This window comes from Streptomyces sp. NPDC053541, from assembly GCF_044544705.1.
Classification (GTDB): Bacteria; Actinomycetota; Actinomycetes; order Streptomycetales; family Streptomycetaceae; genus Streptomyces.
The window spans coordinates 91607-109826 of the sequence record NZ_JBITXM010000002.1; the positions used below are offsets into that span (position 1 = coordinate 91607).

Below are 18220 nucleotides of genomic sequence, written 5' to 3' on the forward strand. Positions count from 1 at the left end.
CCGGGCCGGCCCCCGCTATCCGCAGGTCTTGCCGTACGCCGGCACCGTGCCCTGGAGCAGATACGCGTCGATCGTCCTGGTCGCGCAGGCCGCCGAGCCGTAGGCGCCGTGGCCCTCGCCCTTGTTGGTGACCAGCACGCCCACGCCCGGGCCGAGCGCCTTCGCCATCCGCTCGGCGCCCTCGTACGGGGTGGCCGGGTCGCCCGTGGTGCCGACGACCAGCACCGGGGCCGCGCCCGGGGCGCTCACCGAGGGCCGGTCGGCCTCGCCCTCGACCGGCCAGTCGGCGCACCAGCCGGCCGTGTCCCAGGCCAGGAAGGGGCCGAACACGGGGGAGAGGCGTCGGAATTCGGGCAGCAGCGCCCGCGCCTGGTCGAGGGTGGGCCGCTCGGCGGAGTCGGCGCAGGAGATCGCCCGCTGCGCGTGGGACTGCGTCGCGTAGTGGCCGTTCGCGTCCCGGTCGTTGTACCAGTCGGCGAGCGAGAGGAGCTCGGCGCCGGAGCCGTTCTCCGCCTTGGCGAGCGCCGAGGTGAGCAGCGGCCAGTTCTGCTGCGAGTAGAGCGGCATGACCACGCCGGTGAGCGCGAGCGAGTCGTTGAGCCTGCGGTCGCCGACGGCGAGGGGCTTGCGGTCGAGCCGCTCCAGGAGCCGGACGATCCGCCGCGTGCCCTCCTTGGGGTCCTGCCCGGTGGAGGTCAGATAGTTGTCGAGCGCGCGCTGGAAGCCGACGGTCTGGTTGCGGGCGTGGCCCACGGAGTCCGCGGTCGGGTCGACGACCGCGTCGAGCACCATCCGGCCCACGTTCTTCGGGAACAGGTGCGCGTAGGCGGCGCCCAGCTGGGTGCCGTACGAGATGCCGAAGTAGTTCAGCTTCCGGTCGCCGAGGACCTGCCGGATGAGGTCCATGTCCCGGGCGGTGTTGCTGGTCGTGGTGTACGGCAGGACGGTGCCGGAGCGGCGCTCGCAGCCCTCCCCGAAGGCGACCGCGTCGGCGCGGAAGGCCTTCTCCTCGGCCGCCGTCTCGGGCGTGTAGTCGACGGTCCGCTCGGCCTTCGCCTGCTCCTCGTCGTCCCGGCACACGACGCCGGAACTGCGCTGGACCCCGCGCGGGTCGAAGGAGACCAGGTCGTAGCGGGTGCCGAGGGCGGTGTACTCGGCGGCGCCGCGCGGCAGGATGTCGACGCCCGATCCGCCGGGGCCGCCGAAGTTGAAGAGCAGCGAGCCGAGCCGGGCGTCCTTGGCGCCGGCCTCCTTGCGGATGAGTGCGATCGGCAGGGTGGGCCCGTCCGGCTTCGCGTAGTCGAGCGGCACCTTCACCGTGGCGCAGCGCCAGGCGGAGCCCGGGGCCTCGCCGCCCTCCGGGGCGGTGCAGCGCCGCCAGTCGGGGCGCTGCCCGGTGAGCGCCGCCGGCAGCCGCGGCCCGTCGGGCGAGGCGGTGGCGGTCGGCGCGGAAGCGGAGGGCTTGGCGTCACCGGCCGCCGGGGCGGAGCTCGGCGCGCCGCCCGGCCCGGTCCCGCCCGGGGCCGTACACCCCGTGGCGAGCACTGCGGCGAGGCCGACGGCGGCCCCCGTACGTATCACTGAGCGCACCGGGCGCCTCCCCCTGATCCGGACCGGACCGCCATCCTATGGCGGACGGTCGGGGGCGAGGGGGCAGGTGCCGATGGGCAGGTGCCGTGTGGTCGGGCGCCGTGTGGTCAGGGGCAGACGGTTCCGGAGGCGGGGACCTTGCCGTTCAGGAGGTACGCGTCGGTCGCGGCCTTCACGCACCGGTCGCCGCTGCTGTAGGCGCCGTGTCCCTGCCCCCGGTACGTGAGTTCCACGCCGACGCCCTTGCCGAGGGCGTCCACCATGGCGCGGGCGCCCTCGTACGGGGTCGCCGGGTCGCCGGTGTTGCCGATGACCAGGATGGGCGCGGAGCCGGGAGCCGAGACGTCGGGGTGCTCCCAGCCGCCGGGCACCGGCCACTGGCCGCAACTGGCCAGCGCCCAGCCCATGAAGTCGCCGAAGACAGGGGAGGCCTTGCGGAACTCCGGGAGGTGCTCCTTGGCCTGGCCCAGGGTGTAGCGCTCCTTGAAGTCCACGCAGTTGATGGCGGCGTTCGCGGACTGGATGTTGCTGTAACTGCCGTTCTGGTTCCGCCCGTTCATGGAGTCCGACAGGGCGAGGAGCAGGGCGCCGTTGCCGCCGTCGGCCTCGTCGAGGCCCTGTTCGAGATAGGGCCAGAACTCCTTGGAGTACAGCGCCTGCGCGATGCCGTTGGTGGCCTGGGTCTGGGTGAGCTTGCGGTCCCCGATGCCCGCGATGGGCTCGGCGTCCAGCTCGGCCAGCAGATCGGTGATGAAGCCCTCGATCCCGGCGACGCTCGACCCGGGCAGCCGGCACGCGTCGCCCCGCTTCACGCAGTCCTGGGCGAAGTTGTCCAGGGCGAGCTGGAAGCCCTTGGTCTGCCCGAGTGCGCCGGCGACCACGCCCGCGCTCGGGTCGACGACGGCGTCGAAGACCGCCCGGCCCACGTTCTTCGGGAACAAGTGGGCGTAGACCCCGCCGAGTTCGGTGCCGTACGAGATGCCGAAGTAGTGCAGCTTGTCGTCGCCGAGGACCCGGCGCATCAGGTCCATGTCGCGGGCCGCGTTCTCGGTGCCGACGTGCGGGAGCCGGCTGCCGGCGTTCTGCTCGCAGCCGTCCGCGTAGCCCTGCTGCGCCTCGGAGAGGGTCTTCTCCTCGGCGGCGTCGTCGGGCGTGAAGTCGAGGGCGTAGTAGGCGTCGAGCTCCTTGTCGTCCTCGCACTCGACGGGCACGCTGCGACCGACCCCGCGCGGGTCGAAGGAGACCAGGTCGTAGCGGGAGCGCAGGGACTCGAAGTCGCCGGCGAAGCCGGGCAGTCCGGTGACGCCGGAGCCGCCGGGGCCGCCGAAGTTGAAGATCAGGGAGCCGATGCGCTTGTCGGGGGCGGCGGCCTTGGCGCGGATCAGGGCCAGGTCGACGGTCTCGCCGTCGGGCTTGGCGTAGTCGAGCGGCGCCGTCATGAAGGCGCACTCCCAGGGCGTCCCGCCGGGCAGCGGAGTCGGCGCGGGACCGCCGCCCTCGGCCGGGGACGGCGGCAGGCACGCGGACCACTCCAGCTTCTGCGCCGCGAGCCCGTCGAGCCCGGTGGCCCTGGCCCCGCTCGACTCGGGGGCCGAGGCCTTCCCCCCGTCGTCGGAGCACCCGGCGGTCGCGGTGAGCAGGGCGGTCGCGGTCAGCAGGGCGGCGCGCCGGGCGGTGCGCTGGGCGACGGAGATCGGCATGATCCCATCGTGTGCCGCCCGCCGTGGGCCCGCGCGGGAGGTGGGCCAAGCGGGTGGCGGGGCGGTGGCGTTACGGGCCCGGGGTGGGGCCGGGCCTTGGGGTTCGATGACCCCGGGGGCTCGGCGTACGACGGACGGCCGGGGCCCGGTGGCGGCGCCCCCGCCCCGTACCGCGGGAGCGCATCCCGCTCCCGCTCCCGCTTACAGCGCTTCCCGTTTCGTCAGCCAGTTGAAGCAGATCCAGCCCGGCAGCACCGGCAGCCACAGCGTCAGCAGACGGAACAGCAGCACCGCCGGCGTGGCCACCTCGATCGGCAGGCCGACCGCCACCAGACCGAAGGTCAGCGCGCCCTCCACCGCCCCGACACCGCCCGGCGTCGGCGCCGCCGACCCCAGCGCGTTGCCCGCGAGGAAGACCACGGCCACGCTCGCGTAGCTGATGGTGACGTCCCCGTGCCCGAAGGCGCGCACCGACGCGTCCAGGCAGAAGACGAAGGCGCCGGTGAGCAGCAGCATGCCGCCGATGCCGGTGAGCAGCTTCAGCGGGCGCTGGAGCACGTCCAGCATGCGCGGCACCACGCCCGCGAACAGCGAGCGCAGCCGGGTCGAGACGAACTTGCGCATGAACGGGATGGCCGTGACCACCAGGACCAGCACCGCGACCGTCAGGAGCCCCGCGATCACCGTCCTGGACGGGGTGAAGGACTGCGACTTCTCCGTCCCCGTCAGATAGCCGAAGGCCAGCAGGAGCAGGATGTGCGCGCCGAGACCGAAGAGCTGCGAGGCGCCGACGCTCGCCACCGCGAGCCCCGGGCGCACGCCCGAGCGCTGGAGGAAGCGCGTGTTCAGGGCGACGCCGCCGACCGCCGCCGGGGCGACGATCTTCACGAACGAACCGGCGACCTGCGCCACCACCGTCCGCCAGAACCCGACCCGCTCCGGCACGAAGCCGAGCAGGCTCATCGCCGCCGCCACGTAGCTGAGCGCGGAGAAGAACACCGCCGCCGCCACCCAGCGCCAGTCCGCCTCGCTGATCGTGGACAGCGGGGTCCGGGCGATCTGAGAGAGCAGGAAGTACGCGGCGACCGCGCCCGCGATCAGCGAGACCAGGGTGCGCGGCTTGATGCGCTCCAGACGGACCGGCTCCACCGGCGCCTGCGGCCGGATCAGCAGCACCTGCTGGCGGATCTGCGCCAGCAGGTCCTCCTCGCGGGCCTCGTCCAGGGCCTCGTCGAGCGCCCGCTTCTCCGCCTTCTTGTCGGCCTGCTTCTCGGCCCGGGCCGCCTTCCGGTCGGTCTCCAGATTGGCCTGGGCCCGCGCCTCCGCCCGGGCCTGCTTGGCCGCCTCGGAGGCCGCGAGCACCGCCTCGCGCTCCCGCTTGGAGCGCTCGCGGGCCAGCCGGCGCAGCTCGGCGCGGGTCGAGCGGCTCAGCGCGATCGGCTGGAGCAGCGGCAGACAGTCGGCGATCGCGTCCGGCCCGAGCACCTCCACGGCCGCCGCGACCGCCCGCTCCGCGCCGACCCGCAGACCGAGGGTGGTGAGCAGCTGGGCGATGTCCATCCGCAGCACGAGATCGCCCGCGGCGATCTCGCCGCCGCGCAGATCGGTGAGGATCACCCTGCCGGAACGATCCACCAGAATCGCGTCCCCCGCCAGCCTCCGGTGCGCGATCCGGCGCGACTGGAGCGCCTTCACCTGGCGCCACGCGCTGCGCACCAGCTCGTCGGTGATCTCGTCGTCGTCCAGCGAGTCCAGGGTCCGGCCGCCCAGGTGCTCGTACACGAGCATCACCGCGTCCGGCCCGAGCTCGGAGGTGGCGATCAGCTTCGGCGCGTTCGCGCCCGCCGCGATCGCCGCGTAGGCGAGCAGCGCCTCCTGCTCCAGGGCCTGGCGCAGCGAGACGATCGAACGGCGGGTGGTGATCGTGCGCAGGGTGAGCCGGCGCCAGGCGCGGTAGAAGAAGCCGTGCGCCTGCTGCTCGCGGTCGACGACGGTGACGTCGAGCGGCGGCCCGTCCTCCAGGGTCACGATGTAGCGCCGGCCCCGGTCCCCGCTGTCGGCCGACTCCGGCACGCCCTCGGCGCGCAGCGCCGTGACCGGCCGGAAGCCGACCCGGCGCAGGCCGGCGAGCAGGGTCTGCCCGGTCGGCCGGACGTTCGGCGAGCCGACCGCGTACAGCGTGCCGTAGGCCACGGTCCAGCCGATCAGCACGGTGAGGATGATCGAGAAGGCGGTGGTGTAGCCCGCGACGAGCATGGTGAAGGCGTCGAGCAGCAGCACCACCCACAGCACCACCCGCCAACGCGGGCGCCGGGCCATGCCGACGGCGGTCATGTACGCGATGACGGGCGCGAGGTAGTTGTGCACCGGGTCGGTGAGCCCGCCGCCGGACTGCGGCTGGGTCAGCGCGTCCTGGATGGTGCCGGGCGCGGCCTGCGCCACCCACAGGTCCGTGGCCAGCGTCACGCCGTGCGCGAGCACGGCCGCGAGCACGCCGTCGGCGATGCGCAGCCCGTCCCGCTTCACCAGGCGCTCGATGGCGAAGGCGACGGGGACGAGGAGGACGGCGATCGAGGACACCAGGCCGGCGATCTTGACGAAGACGTCGGGGGCGCCGCCGGCGCCCTTGTTGATGTCCTGTTCGAGACCGGAGGTGGTGCCGTGGGCGAAGGCGGCGATGCCGAGGACGAGGGCGATGGCGAGCACGCCGATGAGCAGCCGCATCAGGTCGGACGGCCGGTGCACGCGCGCGGCGAGCAGCGGCTCGTCGCCGGACACGCGCTCGGGAGCGTGCTCGGGAGCACGCTCCGGTGGCCTGTCGTGCGCCATCACCATGTCCGTCTCTGCATGCCGGGTCGCCGTCGGATCCGTGGTCGGGTCTGTCGTCGCGTGGGTCGCGTGGGTCGCGGGGTCTGTCGCCGGGTTTGTCGCCGGGTCCGTCGTCGGGTCTGTCGTCGTCGTTTGTTCTTGATCTCGTATCACCAGTCACCGCCCGCACGATGGTGGCACGAAGAGGGCCCGTTCGGAGGCATCAGGGGGTTGTCGGTGGGGTGAGGCAGGATGGGCCGAATGGAGACGCAGGAGCTGCCCGAGCTGCCGGAGTACGCGGAACGGGTCCTTCAGGTCGCCGAGGAGATCCCGCCCGGCCGGGTGATGACCTACGGCGACGTCGCCGAGTGGCTGGGCGAGGGAGGCCCCCGTCAGGTGGGCCGCGCGATGGCGCTGTACGGCAGCGCGGTGCCGTGGTGGCGCGTGGTGCGGGCGGACGGGGTGCCGCTGCCGGGTCACGAGCGGCGTGCGCTCGGTCACTACCGCGCGGAGGGCACGCCGCTGCGCAGCCCGGCGGGCGGCGGCCCGCCACGCCTCGACATGCGGCGCGCCCGCTGGGACGGCGGGGCGGAGGGCGGGCCGGCGGAGGAATGAGGGTGCGGCGAGGCGCGGGTTCCGCGCCGCCCATCGCGTAACGTCGAGGGTCGCACTCCTCACGCGAGCACTCCTCGCTCGGTACGGGCTCCGGGGCGGGCCCCCCGGCGGAACCCGGCGCGAGGCAGTGCGCGCACACGCACCCGACAGACCGAGCAGCAGCAGGACCGGCGACCCACGTGACTTCCTCCTCCACCCTTCGGCACACGCGGGGCCCCGGTGCGTACCGGCTGGTGCGGGCCGTGCCGGCACCGGTGCGGCCCCCTGTGCTTGACGCAAGCCAGCGGGCGGTGGTTGAGCACACGGACGGAGCACTTCTGGTCCTCGCCGGGCCGGGCACCGGCAAGACGACGACGCTGGTCGAGGCGGTCGCGGCGCGGGTGGAGGCCGGGGCGGACCCGGAGCGGCTGCTCGTGCTCACCTTCAGCCGCAAGGCGGCGGTGGAACTCCGCGACCGGATGGCGGCCCGGCTGGGCGGGCGGCGCCCGCCGCAGGCCACCACCTTCCACTCGTACTGCTACGCGCTGGTCCGCGCCCACCAGGACGCCGACCTGTTCGCGGAACCGCTGCGGCTGCTGTCCGGTCCCGAGCAGGACCTGGCGGTACGGGAGCTGCTGGCCGGCCAGATCGACCTGGCGAAACTGGGGCTCGGGCACGTCCGCTGGCCCGACGAGCTGCGGGCCTGCCTGACGACGCGCGGGTTCGCCGACGAGGTCCGCGCGGTCATCGCGCGCTCCCGCGAGCTGGGCCTGGGGCCCGAGGCGCTCGGTGCCTTCGCCCGCAGGGTCGGCCGGCCCGACTGGGGCGCGGCGGCGGGCTTCCTCGCCGAGTACCTCGACGTGATGGACCTCCAGGGCGTCCTGGACTACACCGAGCTGGTCCACCGGGCCGTGCTGCTCACGGAGTCCGCCGCGCCCGGGACCCTGCCCGGGTACGACGCGGTCTTCGTCGACGAGTACCAGGACACCGACCCGGCGCAGGTCCGGCTGCTGCGCGGGCTCACGGCCGGCACCGCCGCGACGGTGGTCGCCTTCGGCGACCCGGACCAGTCCATCTACGCCTTCCGCGGCGCCGACGTGAACGGCATCCTCGACTTCCCGGCGACCTTCGGCGCCGCGGTGCGCGTCCTGGACACCTCCCGCCGCTCCGGCGCCGCGCTCCTCGCCTCCACCCGCCTGCTCACCCAGCGCATGCCCCTGCCGCGCCTCCCCGCGGACCGCGTCCGCGCCCACCGCGCCCTGGCCCCGGTCCGGGAGGGCGGCCGCGTCGAGGTCCACACGTACCCGACGCCCTCCACGGAGACCGACAACATCGCCGACCTCCTCCGCCGCGCCCACCTCGAAGACGGCGTCCCCTGGCACGACATGGCCGTCCTCACCCGCTCCGCCGCCCCCCTCCCCGCCCTCCGCCGCGCCCTCACCTCCGCCGGCGTCCCGGTCGAAACCGACGCCGCCGACACCCCCCTCCGCCACGAACCCGCCGTCGCCCCCCTCCTCCTCGCCCTCCGCGCGGCAGCGACCGCGGCGGGCGAGGGGACGTCCGGCGCGGCGCCGGCCGCGGGCGAGGACCCCGCGGGCCCGCTGCCGGACGCGGGCGAGGGCCCGGGGGCCGAGCGTGCGGCGCATGGCGGGGCTGCGCCCGCCGGAGGCGTGGCGGGTGCGGCGGACGGCAGCGTCTTCGACGCACCGACCAGCCAGGACGAGGGCCCCACGCCCGGTGTCTCCCAGGCGCTCGCTGACGCGGCGCCGGGCGCGGGGCAGGGCCTGGAGGCCCCTGCCCTCGGCGGGGCTGCGTCCGCCCATGGTGGCGTTGAGGGTGACGTCGGCGTCACCTCCCCCGCCGGGGCCGGGACCGTCGCCGCGGGGGACGGCGGCGGCGAGGGCGACGCAGGTGTCGCCGCGCCTGCCGACGGAGAGGCGGGCCCGGGCCAGGGGCCCGGAACTGCCCCCGCTGGGGACGGTCGCGTCCCCGACGCGTCTTCCGCCGCCGACGCGGGCCGCGGGCCCGACGTCCCCGCCGGCGACGTGCCGCAGACAGGCCCCGCGCCCGACGCCCCCGCCGCCGGCGGGCCCGGCACCGACCCCGACTTCAGTGCGCCCGGCACCGCCCCCGCCGCCGCGCCCGGCACCGACCTCGCCGCTGACCCCACCCCCTGGCTCGACACCGAGACCGCCGTCGCGCTGCTCGCCTCGCCGCTCGGGGGGATGGACCCGGCCGATCTGCGGCGGCTCGGGCGGGCCCTGCGGGATGAGGAGCGGGCCGGGGGGAACCGGGTGCCGGCGCCGTCGGACGTGTTGCTGGCGCGGGCGGTGGCGGAGCCGGAGCGGTTGGTCGCGCATGATCAGACGTACGCGCGGGGGGCGCGGCGGCTCGGGGAGTTGCTGCGGGCGGCGCGGAACAAGCTGGCCGCCGGGGGGACCGCGGAAGAGGCGCTGTGGCTGCTGTGGACCGGGACGCCGTGGCCCGGGCGGCTGGAGCGGGCCTCGCTCCGGGGCGGCCCCGCCGGGCGGAACGCGGACCGGGACCTGGACGCGGTGTGCGCGCTGTTCGAGACGGCGGCGCGCGCCGAGGACCGGGTCGGCGGGCGCGGCGCGCTGAACTTCCTGGAGGAACTCGACGCGCAGGACATCGCCGCCGACACCCTCACCCGCCGCCACACCCGCCCCGACGCCGTACGCCTGATGACCGCGCACCGCTCCAAGGGACTGGAGTGGGGCCTCGTCGTCGTCGCCGGCGTGCAGGAGGGCCTCTGGCCCGACCTGCGCCGGCGCGGTTCCCTTCTGGAGGCGGACCGGATCGGCCGGGACGGCCTCGCCGAGCCGCTCACCCCCGGCGCGCTGCTCGCCGAGGAGCGCCGGCTCTTCTACGTCGCCGCCACCCGCGCCCGCGACCGCCTCGTCGTCACCGCCGTCAAGGCCCCCGCCGAGGACGGCGACCAGCCCTCCCGCTTCCTCACCGAGCTCGGCGTCGAGCCGAAGGAGGTGACCGGCCGCCCCCGCCGCCCCCTCGCCGTCGCCGCGCTCGTCGCCGAGCTGCGCGCCACCACCGTCGACCCGGCCGCCTCGCCCGAGCTGCGCGCCGCCGCCGCCGAACGCCTCGCGACCCTCGCCGCCCTCACCGACGAGGACGGCAACCCGCTCGTCCCGGCCGCCCACCCCGACCGCTGGTGGGGCCTGGCCGAGCCGACCCGCAGCGAGGTGCCGCTGCGCGACCGGGACCGCCCCGTCGCGCTCTCCGGCTCCGCCCTCGACCAGCTCGCCCACACCTGCGCCCTGCAGTGGTTCCTGGGCCGCGAGGTCAAGGCGGACGCCCCGGCGACCGCCGCCCAGGGCTTCGGCAACGTCGTGCACGTCCTCGCCGACGAGGTCGCCTCCGGCCGCACCCCGGCCGACCTCGACGTCCTCATGGCCCGGCTCGACTCCGTCTGGGACGCGCTCGCCTTCGACGCGCCCTGGAAGTCGGCGCAGGAGAAGCGGAACGCCCGGATCGCCCTGGAGCGCTTCCTGCGCTGGCACGTGATGGACCGGGGCGCGGGCCGCACGCCCGCCGCGACCGAGCACGAGTTCGACGTGACCCTGGGCGCCGGCCCGTACCAGGTGCGCATCCGCGGCTCCATGGACCGCGTCGAGGCCGACGAGCAGGGCCGCGCCTACGTCGTCGACTTCAAGACCGGCAAGTCCGCGCCCACCAGGGACGAGGTCGCCCACCACCCGCAGCTCGCCGTCTACCAGCTCGCCGTCCGCGAGGGCGCGGTCGACGAGGTCTTCGGGGGGCGCACTCCCGAACCCGGCGGCGCCGAGCTCGTCCACCTGCGCCAGGCCGCGCCCAAGAAGGAGGGCGGTGACGCCCTGCCGAAGGTGCAGGCGCAGGAGCCGCCGGACGGCGAGTGGATCGGCGACCTCCTCGCCACCGCGGCCGGCCGCGTCCTCGACGAGCGCTTCACGCCCACCGCCGGGCAGCACTGCACGACCTGCTCCTTCCGCGCCTCGTGCAGCGCCCGCCCGGAGGGCCGCCAGGTCGTGGAGTAGCGGGGCCCCGGCCCCTCCGGCACGCTGGAACTTCGGGGAGAAGCCCGCGAGGAGGCCCGCATGGCGTCCCAGACCACCCGGCTCCGCACCGCCACCGCCGTCCTGTGCACCGCGCTGGTCGGTGCCGCGCCCGTCGCCCTGGCCCCCGCCGCCCACGCGAGCCCGGCCGCCCCCGCGTTCGCCGCCGCGCCCCCACCCGCCTCCGTACGGGCTCCGAGCCCCTCGCCGACCCCGACCCCGCCCACGCCCGACCCCTTCAAGGGCCTGTCCGCCGACGAGATCGCCGAGAAGGCCGTCGCCGCCACACGGTCCGCGCACTCGCTGCGCATGACCGGCCGGGTCTCCTCGGGCGGGCAGCCGCTGGACGTGGACTTCCGGGTCAGCGACAAGAGCGAGTGCACCGGCACGATCAAGCTCCGGCACGGCGCCGCCGAACTCCGCCGGACCGGCGACCTCACCTACATGAAGGGCGACGAGGCCTTCTGGCGCGCCTCGATGACCTCCCAGGGCATGCCGCCCGCGCAGATCGACGCGACGATCGAGCTCCTCAAGGGCCGCTGGCTGAAGATCGCCCAGGGGCAGCCCGGCACCGAGGACCTCGGCAGCGTCTGCGACCTGAAGTCCCTCCTCGCCGACCTCGGCCGGAACAAGGAACAGCGCACCGGCCTGGTCCGCGGCCCGGACGGCGAGGTGCGGGGCACCCCCGTCGCCACCCTGGTGAAGCGGAAGACGACCGGCGCCGGCGCGGAGCAGACCACCGTCTCCGTCTCCGAGCGCGGCAAGCCCTACATCCTGAGGACGGTGAGGACGGGCGGCGCCGACCCCGGCAACGTGGTCCTCTCCGAGTACGACAAGCCCGTGAGGGTCGTCACTCCGCCGCCCGACCAGACCGTGGACCTCACCAAGCTCGACCAGGGCACCCCCGCCTGACCAGGCACGTACCGGGGGCGTAACCTCCCCGCGCCCCACCCGGGCCCCCGCCCGGCGGTCACCGCACCCGGCCCGGACTGTCGGTGCGCCCCGTTAGCCTCTTCCGGGTGACCGCACGCATCACCGACCCCGAGCAGCTCAAGGAGCTGCTCGGCATCCCGTTCACCCCGGAGCAGACGGCCTGCATCACCGCGCCGCCCGCCCCGCAGGTCATCGTGGCCGGAGCCGGTTCCGGCAAGACCACGGTGATGGCCGCCCGGGTGGTCTGGCTGGTCGGCACGGGTCAGGTCGCCCCCGAGCAGGTCCTCGGCCTCACCTTCACCAACAAGGCCGCCGGCGAGCTCGCCGAGCGCGTCCGCACCGCCCTCGTCCGCGCCGGCGTCACCGACCCGGACGTCCTCGACCCCGACGAGCCGCCGGGCGAGCCCCGCATCTCCACGTACCACGCCTTCGCCGGGCAGCTCCTGACCGACCACGGCCTGCGCATCGGCCTGGAGCCCACCTCCCGGCTGCTCGCCGACGCCACCCGCTACCAGCTCGCCGCGCGCGTGCTGCGCGAGGCCCCCGGCCCGTACCCGGCGCTCACCCGTTCCTTCCCCACCCTCGTCGGCGACCTCCTCGCGCTCGACGCCGAGCTCGCCGAGCACCTCGTCCCGCCCGAGCGCCTCCTCGGCTACGACACCGAGCTGCTCGCCGAGCTGGCCGGCGCCAAGCTCACCAACGCCGACCTGCGCAAACTCCCCGAGGCGGCGAGCGCGCGGCGCGAGCTCCTCGACCTTGTCGTGCGCTACCGCGCAGCCAAGCGCTCCCGCGACCTGCTCGACTTCGGCGACCAGATCGCGCTCTCCGCCGAGCTCGCCACCACCCGGCCCGAGGTCGGCGCGATCCTGCGCGAGGAGTTCCGGGTGGTGCTCCTCGACGAGTACCAGGACACCTCCGTCGCCCAGCGGCTGCTGCTCTCCTGCCTCTTCGGGCAGGGCACCGGGCACGCCGTCACCGCCGTCGGCGACCCCTGCCAGGCCATCTACGGCTGGCGCGGCGCGTCCGTCGCCAACCTGGACGACTTCCCCGAGCACTTCCCGCACGCCGACGGCACCCCCGCCACCCGCTTCGCGCTCTCCGAGAACCGGCGCAGCGGCGGGCGCCTGCTCGACCTCGCCAACGGCCTCGCCGCCCCGCTGCGCGCGATGCACGCGGGCGTGGAGGCGCTGCGGCCCGCGCCCGGCGCCGAGCGGGACGGCGGCGTGCGGATCGCGCTGCTGCCGACCCACGCCGAGGAGATCGACTGGATCGCCGACTCCCTCGCCCACCTCGTCCGCACCGGCACCCCGCCCGGCGAGATCGCCGTCCTGTGCCGCACCGCCACCGACTTCCCCGCCCTCCAGGCCGCCCTGGTCGCCCGTGACGTGCCGGTCGAGGTCGTCGGCCTGTCCGGGCTGCTCCACCTGCCCGAGGTCGCCGACCTGGTCGCCGTCTGCGAGGTCCTCCAGGACCCCGGGGCCAACGCCTCGCTCGTCCGGCTCCTCACCGGCCCCCGCTGGCGGATCGGCCCCCGCGACCTGGCCCTGCTCGGCCGCCGCGCCCGGCTGCTCGTGCACCGCCCGGGGGAGGAGAGCGCGGACGCCGACCAGCGGCTCGCCGCCGCCGTCGAGGGCGTCGACCCGGCCGAGGTGATCTCGCTGGCCGACGCCCTCGACACCTTCCTCGACCCCGGCGGCACCGGCGCCGAGGACGACGGGCTGCCCTTCTCCGCCGAGGCCCGGGTCCGCTTCGCCCGCCTCGCCGCCGAGCTGCGCGCGCTGCGCACCTCGCTCGCCGACCCGCTGATGGACGTGCTGCACCGGGTGCTCGCCGCCACCGGCCTGGAGGTCGAGCTCTCGGCCTCCCCGCACGCCCTGGCCGCCCGCCGCCGCGAGACCCTCGGCAACTTCCTGGACATCGCCGCCGGTTTCGCCGCCCTCGACGGCGAGGCCACGCTGCTCGCCTTCCTCGGCTTCCTGCGCACGGCCGCGCAGTACGAGAAGGGCCTGGACAACGCGCTGCCGGGCGGCGAGAACACGGTCAAGGTGATGACCGCGCACAAGTCCAAGGGCCTGGAGTGGGACGTCGTCGCGGTGCCCGGCCTGGTCACCGGCCAGTTCCCGTCCGCCCGCGCCCGCGAGTCCTGGACCGCGCAGCCGCAGGTCCTGCCGCACGCGCTGCGCGGCGACGCGGCCACCCTGCCCGCGCTCGACACCTGGGACGCCAAGGCGCTCACCGCCTTCAAGAACGCGATGCGCGAGCACCAGCACACCGAGGAGCTGCGCCTCGGCTACGTGACCTTCACCCGCCCGCGCTCCCTGCTGCTCGGCTCCGCCCACTGGTGGGGCCCGGCGCAGAAGAAGCCGCGCGGCCCCTCGGACTTCCTCCTCGCGCTGTACGAGCACTGCGCCGCCGGCCACGGCGAGATCGAGGCCTGGGCGGACCCGCCGGAGGAGGGCGCGGAGAACCCGGTCCTCGCCGCCGAGCTCCGCGACCAGGCCTGGCCGCTGCCGCTGGACAAGGAGGGCCTGGCCCGGCGCCGCGAGGCGGCCCAGGCGGTCCTGAACCGCCTGTGGGCCCGGGAGGTGCCCACCTCCGCGCCCGCCGCCCCGCCCACCCCCGCCCCCGCCTCCGCCGGGGACGAGCCGGACGACCTCTGGCTCCCGGAGGACCTGGAAGAGCCTTCGGACGCGCCGGAGGACGCGCCGGAGGACGCGCCTCCGTACGCGCCCGGGGACGAGCCCCCGTACGCCCCCGGGGACGACCCTGCGTACGCGCCGGAGTGGCACGAGCCCCACGTGCCCGCGCCCCGCGAGGAGCCGAGCCCGCTCACCCCCGAGGAGCGCCGCACCATCGCCTCCTGGGACCGCGACCTGACCGCCCTCACCGACGAGCTGCGGCGGGCCCGCGCCACCACACGGGACGTCCTGCTGCCCGCGTACCTGTCCGCCTCCCAGGTGCTGCGGCTCGCCGCCGACCCCGAGGGCTTCGCCAAGGAGCTGGCCCGGCCGATGCCCAAGCCGCCGCAGCCCGCCGCCCGGCGCGGCACCCGCTTCCACGCCTGGGTGGAGTCCCGCTTCGACGAGCTGCCGCTGCCCTTCCTCGGGCCCGACGAGCTGCCCGGCGGCGAGGAGTTCGCGGGCGAGCCGGAGATCCGGGACGAGCGGGACCTGGAGGCCCTCAAGGAGGCCTTCGACCGCACCCCGTACGCCCGCCGCACCCCGTACCGGGTCGAGGTCCCCGTCCACCTCTCCCTCGCGGGCCGGGTGGTCCGGGGCAGGATCGACGCCGTCTACCGGGACCCGGACACCGGCGCGTACGAGATCGTCGACTGGAAGACCAGCCACCTGCGCAACGCCGATCCGCTCCAGCTGGCGATCTACCGCCTCGCCTGGGCCGAGCAGCACGGCCTCGACCCGGAGGAGGTGGCGGCGGCCTTCGTGTACGTGCGGACCGGCGAGGTCGTCCGGCCCCGGCGGCTGCCGGGACGGGCCGAGCTGGAAACTGTGCTGCTCGGCACTCCCACCGGGGACGGGGCGGCTTCCGGCGCCGGATAGGCTCGGTGGCATGAGCGAGACCCCGGACAACGCCGTCCACGCCGGACAGACCGCTGCCGTACGCGCGTACGTCGAGCAGCACCGCACCGCCTTCCTCGACGACCTCGCCGAGTGGCTGCGGATCCCCTCGGTGTCGGCGCAGCCCGAGCGGGCCGGGGACGTGCGACGCAGCGCCGACTGGCTCGCCGCCAAGCTCCGCGAGACCGGCTTCCCGGTCGTGGAGGTCTGGGAGACCGACGGCGCGCCCGCCGTCTTCGCCGAGTGGCCGTCCGACGCGCCGGACGCGCCGACCGCGCTCGTCTACGGGCACCACGACGTGCAGCCCGCCGCCCGCGAGGACGGCTGGCACACCGACCCGTTCGAGCCGGTCGTGACCGACGGCCGGATGTACGCGCGGGGCGCCGCCGACGACAAGGGCCAGGTCTTCTTCCACACCCTCGGCGTCCGCGCGCACCTCGCCGCGACCGGCCGCACCGCGCCCGCCGTCCATCTGAAGTTGCTGGTGGAGGGCGAGGAGGAGTCGGGCTCGCCGCACTTCCGCGCCCTGGTGGAGAAGCACGCCGACCGGCTCGCCGCCGACGTGGTGATCGTGTCCGACACCGGCATGTGGTCCGAGACCACCCCGACCGTGTGCACCGGCATGCGCGGGGTCGCCGACTGCGAGATCGACCTGTACGGGCCGGACCAGGACATCCACTCCGGTTCCTTCGGCGGCGCCGTGCCCAACCCGGCCACCGTCGCCGGCCGGATCGTCGCCGCCCTGCACGACGCCGACGAGCGGGTCGCGATCCCCGGCTTCTACGAGGGCGTCACCGAGCTCACCGAGGCCGAGCGCGCGCTCATCGCCGAGCTGCCCTTCGACGAGGCCGGCTGGCTGGCCACGGCCCGGTCGCACGGCACCCTCGGCGAGGCCGGCCACTCCACCCTGGAGCGGGTCTGGGCCCGCCCGACCGCCGAGGTCAACGGCATCGGCGGCGGCTACCAGGGCCCCGGCGGCAAGACGATCGTGCCCGCCACCGCCCATCTGAAGCTGTCCTTCCGGCTGGTCGCGGGCCAGGACCCGGCGCGGATCGAGACCGCCGTACGGGACTGGCTGGCCGGCCTGGTCCCGGCGGGCGTCCGCCACGAGGTCGTCTTCGGCGCCCCGACCCGGCCCTGCCTCACCCCGCTCGACCACCCCGCCCTCAAGGCCGTGGCCGGCGCGATGAGCCGCGCCTTCGACGGCGCCAAGGTGCGCTACACCCGCGAGGGCGGCTCGGGCCCGGCGGCCGACCTCCAGGACGTGCTCGGCGCGCCCGTGCTCTTCCTCGGCGTCTCGGTGCCCTCGGACGGCTGGCACGCGCCGAACGAGAAGATCGAGCTCGACCTCCTCATGAAGGGTGTCGAGGCCTCCGCCCACCTGTGGGGCGAGCTGCCCGCCGCCGTCCGCTGACCTTCGCATTCACTGACACCGATCCGGGGGAGTTGGAAGCACCTGTGAGCACCCTGAACAACGCGTTCGCGGACCGCCCGATCTCGCTGACCGCCCCGAGCGGGATCGACCGGGCCGCGCACCACCGCCTGGACGAGGCGTGGCTGGCGGCCGCCTGGAGCCACCCGACGACCCGGGTCTTCGTGGTCTCGGGCGGCCAGGTGCTGATCGACGACACGCCCGACGGCCGGACCGAGCTGGTCATGACCCCGGCCTTCGAGGCCCCGGTCACCGAGACCCACCGCTACTTCCTGGGCACCGACGAGGACGGCGTGTCCTACTTCGCGCTGCAGAAGGACAGCCTGCCGGGCCGGATGGACCAGTCGGCCCGCCCGGCCGGGCTGCGCGAGGCGGGGCTGCTGCTCTCGCCGCGGGACGCCGGGCTGATGACGCACGCGGTGGCCCTGGAGAACTGGCAGCGGCTGCACCGCTTCTGCTCGCGCTGCGGCGAGCGCACGGTCATCGCGGCGGCCGGGCACATCCGCCGCTGCCAGGCCTGCGGCGCCGAGCACTACCCGCGCACCGACCCCGCCGTGATCATGCTGGTCACCGACGACCGGGACCGGGCGCTGCTGGGCCGCCAGGTGCACTGGCCGGAGGGCCGCTTCTCGACCCTCGCGGGCTTCGTGGAGCCGGGCGAGTCGATCGAGCAGGCGGTGGTCCGCGAGGTCTTCGAGGAGGCCGGCGTCACCATCGGCGAGGTCGAGTACGTGGCCAGCCAGCCGTGGCCCTTCCCGTCCAGCCTGATGCTGGGCTTCATGGCCCGGGCGACCTCCGCCGAGATCCACGTGGACGGCGAGGAGATCCACGAGGCCCGCTGGTTCTCCCGCGACGAGCTGGCCGCCGCCTTCGAGTGCGGCGAGGTGCTCCCGCCGTACGGGATCTCGATCGCCTCGCGCCTGATCGAGCTCTGGTACGGCAAGCCGCTGCCGAAGCCCGGCGAGGCGCAGCCGGCCGCCCCGCGCGCCTGAGCCGTCCGGCGCGCCTGAGCCGCCCCGCGCACAAGCGGAAGCGGAACAGCCCCCTCCCGGTCTGCCGGGAGGGGGCTGCTTTCAGCCACGGTGCGGGCGGGTCAGGCGGCGAGGGCCTGCTTGACCTGGGCCAGGCTCGGGTTGGTCATGACGACCTCGGAGCCGCCGGCCTCGGGAACCACGCGGACGGTGGGAACGGTCTGGTTGCCCCCGTTGGCCTGCTCGACGAACTTCGCCGACTCGGGGTCCTGCTCGATGTTGATCTCCGTGTACGCGATGCCCTCGCGGTCCAGCTGGCTCTTCAGCCGGCGGCAGTAGCCGCACCACGTCGTGCTGTACATCGTCACAGTGCCCTGCATGGCCTGGCTCTCCTTCGGTGCTTCGGACGGCCCGGGGTCGGTGCCGAGAGGTAAGAACGTACGCGGTCACCCGGCCATTCCCGGAAATCGCACGGCGTGACGAGGGCGACCCCGGCGGTGATACGAGGGCGACCCCGGCGGTGATTCGTATGACCGCGGCCGCCCGCCTG

Annotated in this window: 10 protein-coding genes; 6 read left to right on the plus strand and 4 right to left on the minus strand. The window is 75.3% G+C overall.

The annotated features are described in order from the left end of the window. Positions 1-15: 15 nt before the first annotated feature. From ACIGW2_RS04565 to ACIGW2_RS04575, 3 genes are all read right to left on the minus strand, one after another. Positions 16-1590: an alpha/beta hydrolase gene (locus ACIGW2_RS04565; protein WP_391656232.1), complete on the minus strand. Its 1575-nt coding sequence runs from the start codon at positions 1588-1590 to the stop codon at positions 16-18. Between the two features lie 107 nt (positions 1591-1697). Continuing rightward, positions 1698-3290: an alpha/beta hydrolase gene (locus ACIGW2_RS04570; protein WP_391656231.1), complete on the minus strand. Its 1593-nt coding sequence runs from the start codon at positions 3288-3290 to the stop codon at positions 1698-1700. A 201-nt stretch (positions 3291-3491) separates the two neighbouring features. After that, positions 3492-6125, minus strand: coding sequence for a flippase-like domain-containing protein (locus ACIGW2_RS04575; RefSeq protein ID WP_391656230.1), 2634 nt, complete (start codon positions 6123-6125; stop codon positions 3492-3494). 225 nt (positions 6126-6350) lie between these two features. Here ACIGW2_RS04575 and ACIGW2_RS04580 point away from each other — a divergent pair, with 225 nt between their 5' ends. The 6 genes from ACIGW2_RS04580 (at position 6351) to nudC (ending at position 17691) form a co-directional block, all read left to right on the plus strand. Further along, positions 6351-6713, plus strand: coding sequence for an MGMT family protein (locus ACIGW2_RS04580; RefSeq protein ID WP_361579220.1), 363 nt, complete (start codon positions 6351-6353; stop codon positions 6711-6713). 233 nt (positions 6714-6946) lie between these two features. Then, positions 6947-10741, plus strand: coding sequence for a UvrD-helicase domain-containing protein (locus ACIGW2_RS04585; protein ID WP_399841679.1), 3795 nt, complete (start codon positions 6947-6949; stop codon positions 10739-10741). A gap of 60 nt (positions 10742-10801) precedes the next feature. Further along, a complete protein-coding gene (locus tag ACIGW2_RS04590) occupies positions 10802-11671 on the plus strand; it encodes a hypothetical protein (RefSeq protein WP_399841046.1) in 870 nt (289 codons plus the stop codon). 107 nt (positions 11672-11778) lie between these two features. Next, positions 11779-15249, plus strand: coding sequence for a UvrD-helicase domain-containing protein (locus ACIGW2_RS04595; protein ID WP_399841049.1), 3471 nt, complete (start codon positions 11779-11781; stop codon positions 15247-15249). Between the two features lie 10 nt (positions 15250-15259). Next, positions 15260-16681, plus strand: coding sequence for a dipeptidase (locus tag ACIGW2_RS04600; RefSeq protein WP_399841052.1), 1422 nt, complete (start codon positions 15260-15262; stop codon positions 16679-16681). A gap of 44 nt (positions 16682-16725) precedes the next feature. Next, a complete protein-coding gene (gene nudC, locus ACIGW2_RS04605; protein WP_356071241.1) occupies positions 16726-17691 on the plus strand; it encodes an NAD(+) diphosphatase in 966 nt (321 codons plus the stop codon). 101 nt (positions 17692-17792) lie between these two features. On the opposite strand, the gene ACIGW2_RS04610 is transcribed toward nudC, so the two are convergent. Continuing rightward, complete coding sequence (locus tag ACIGW2_RS04610; RefSeq protein ID WP_361579230.1) at positions 17793-18050, minus strand: mycoredoxin; 258 nt, start codon at positions 18048-18050, stop codon at positions 17793-17795. Between the last annotated feature and the right edge of the window lie 170 nt (positions 18051-18220).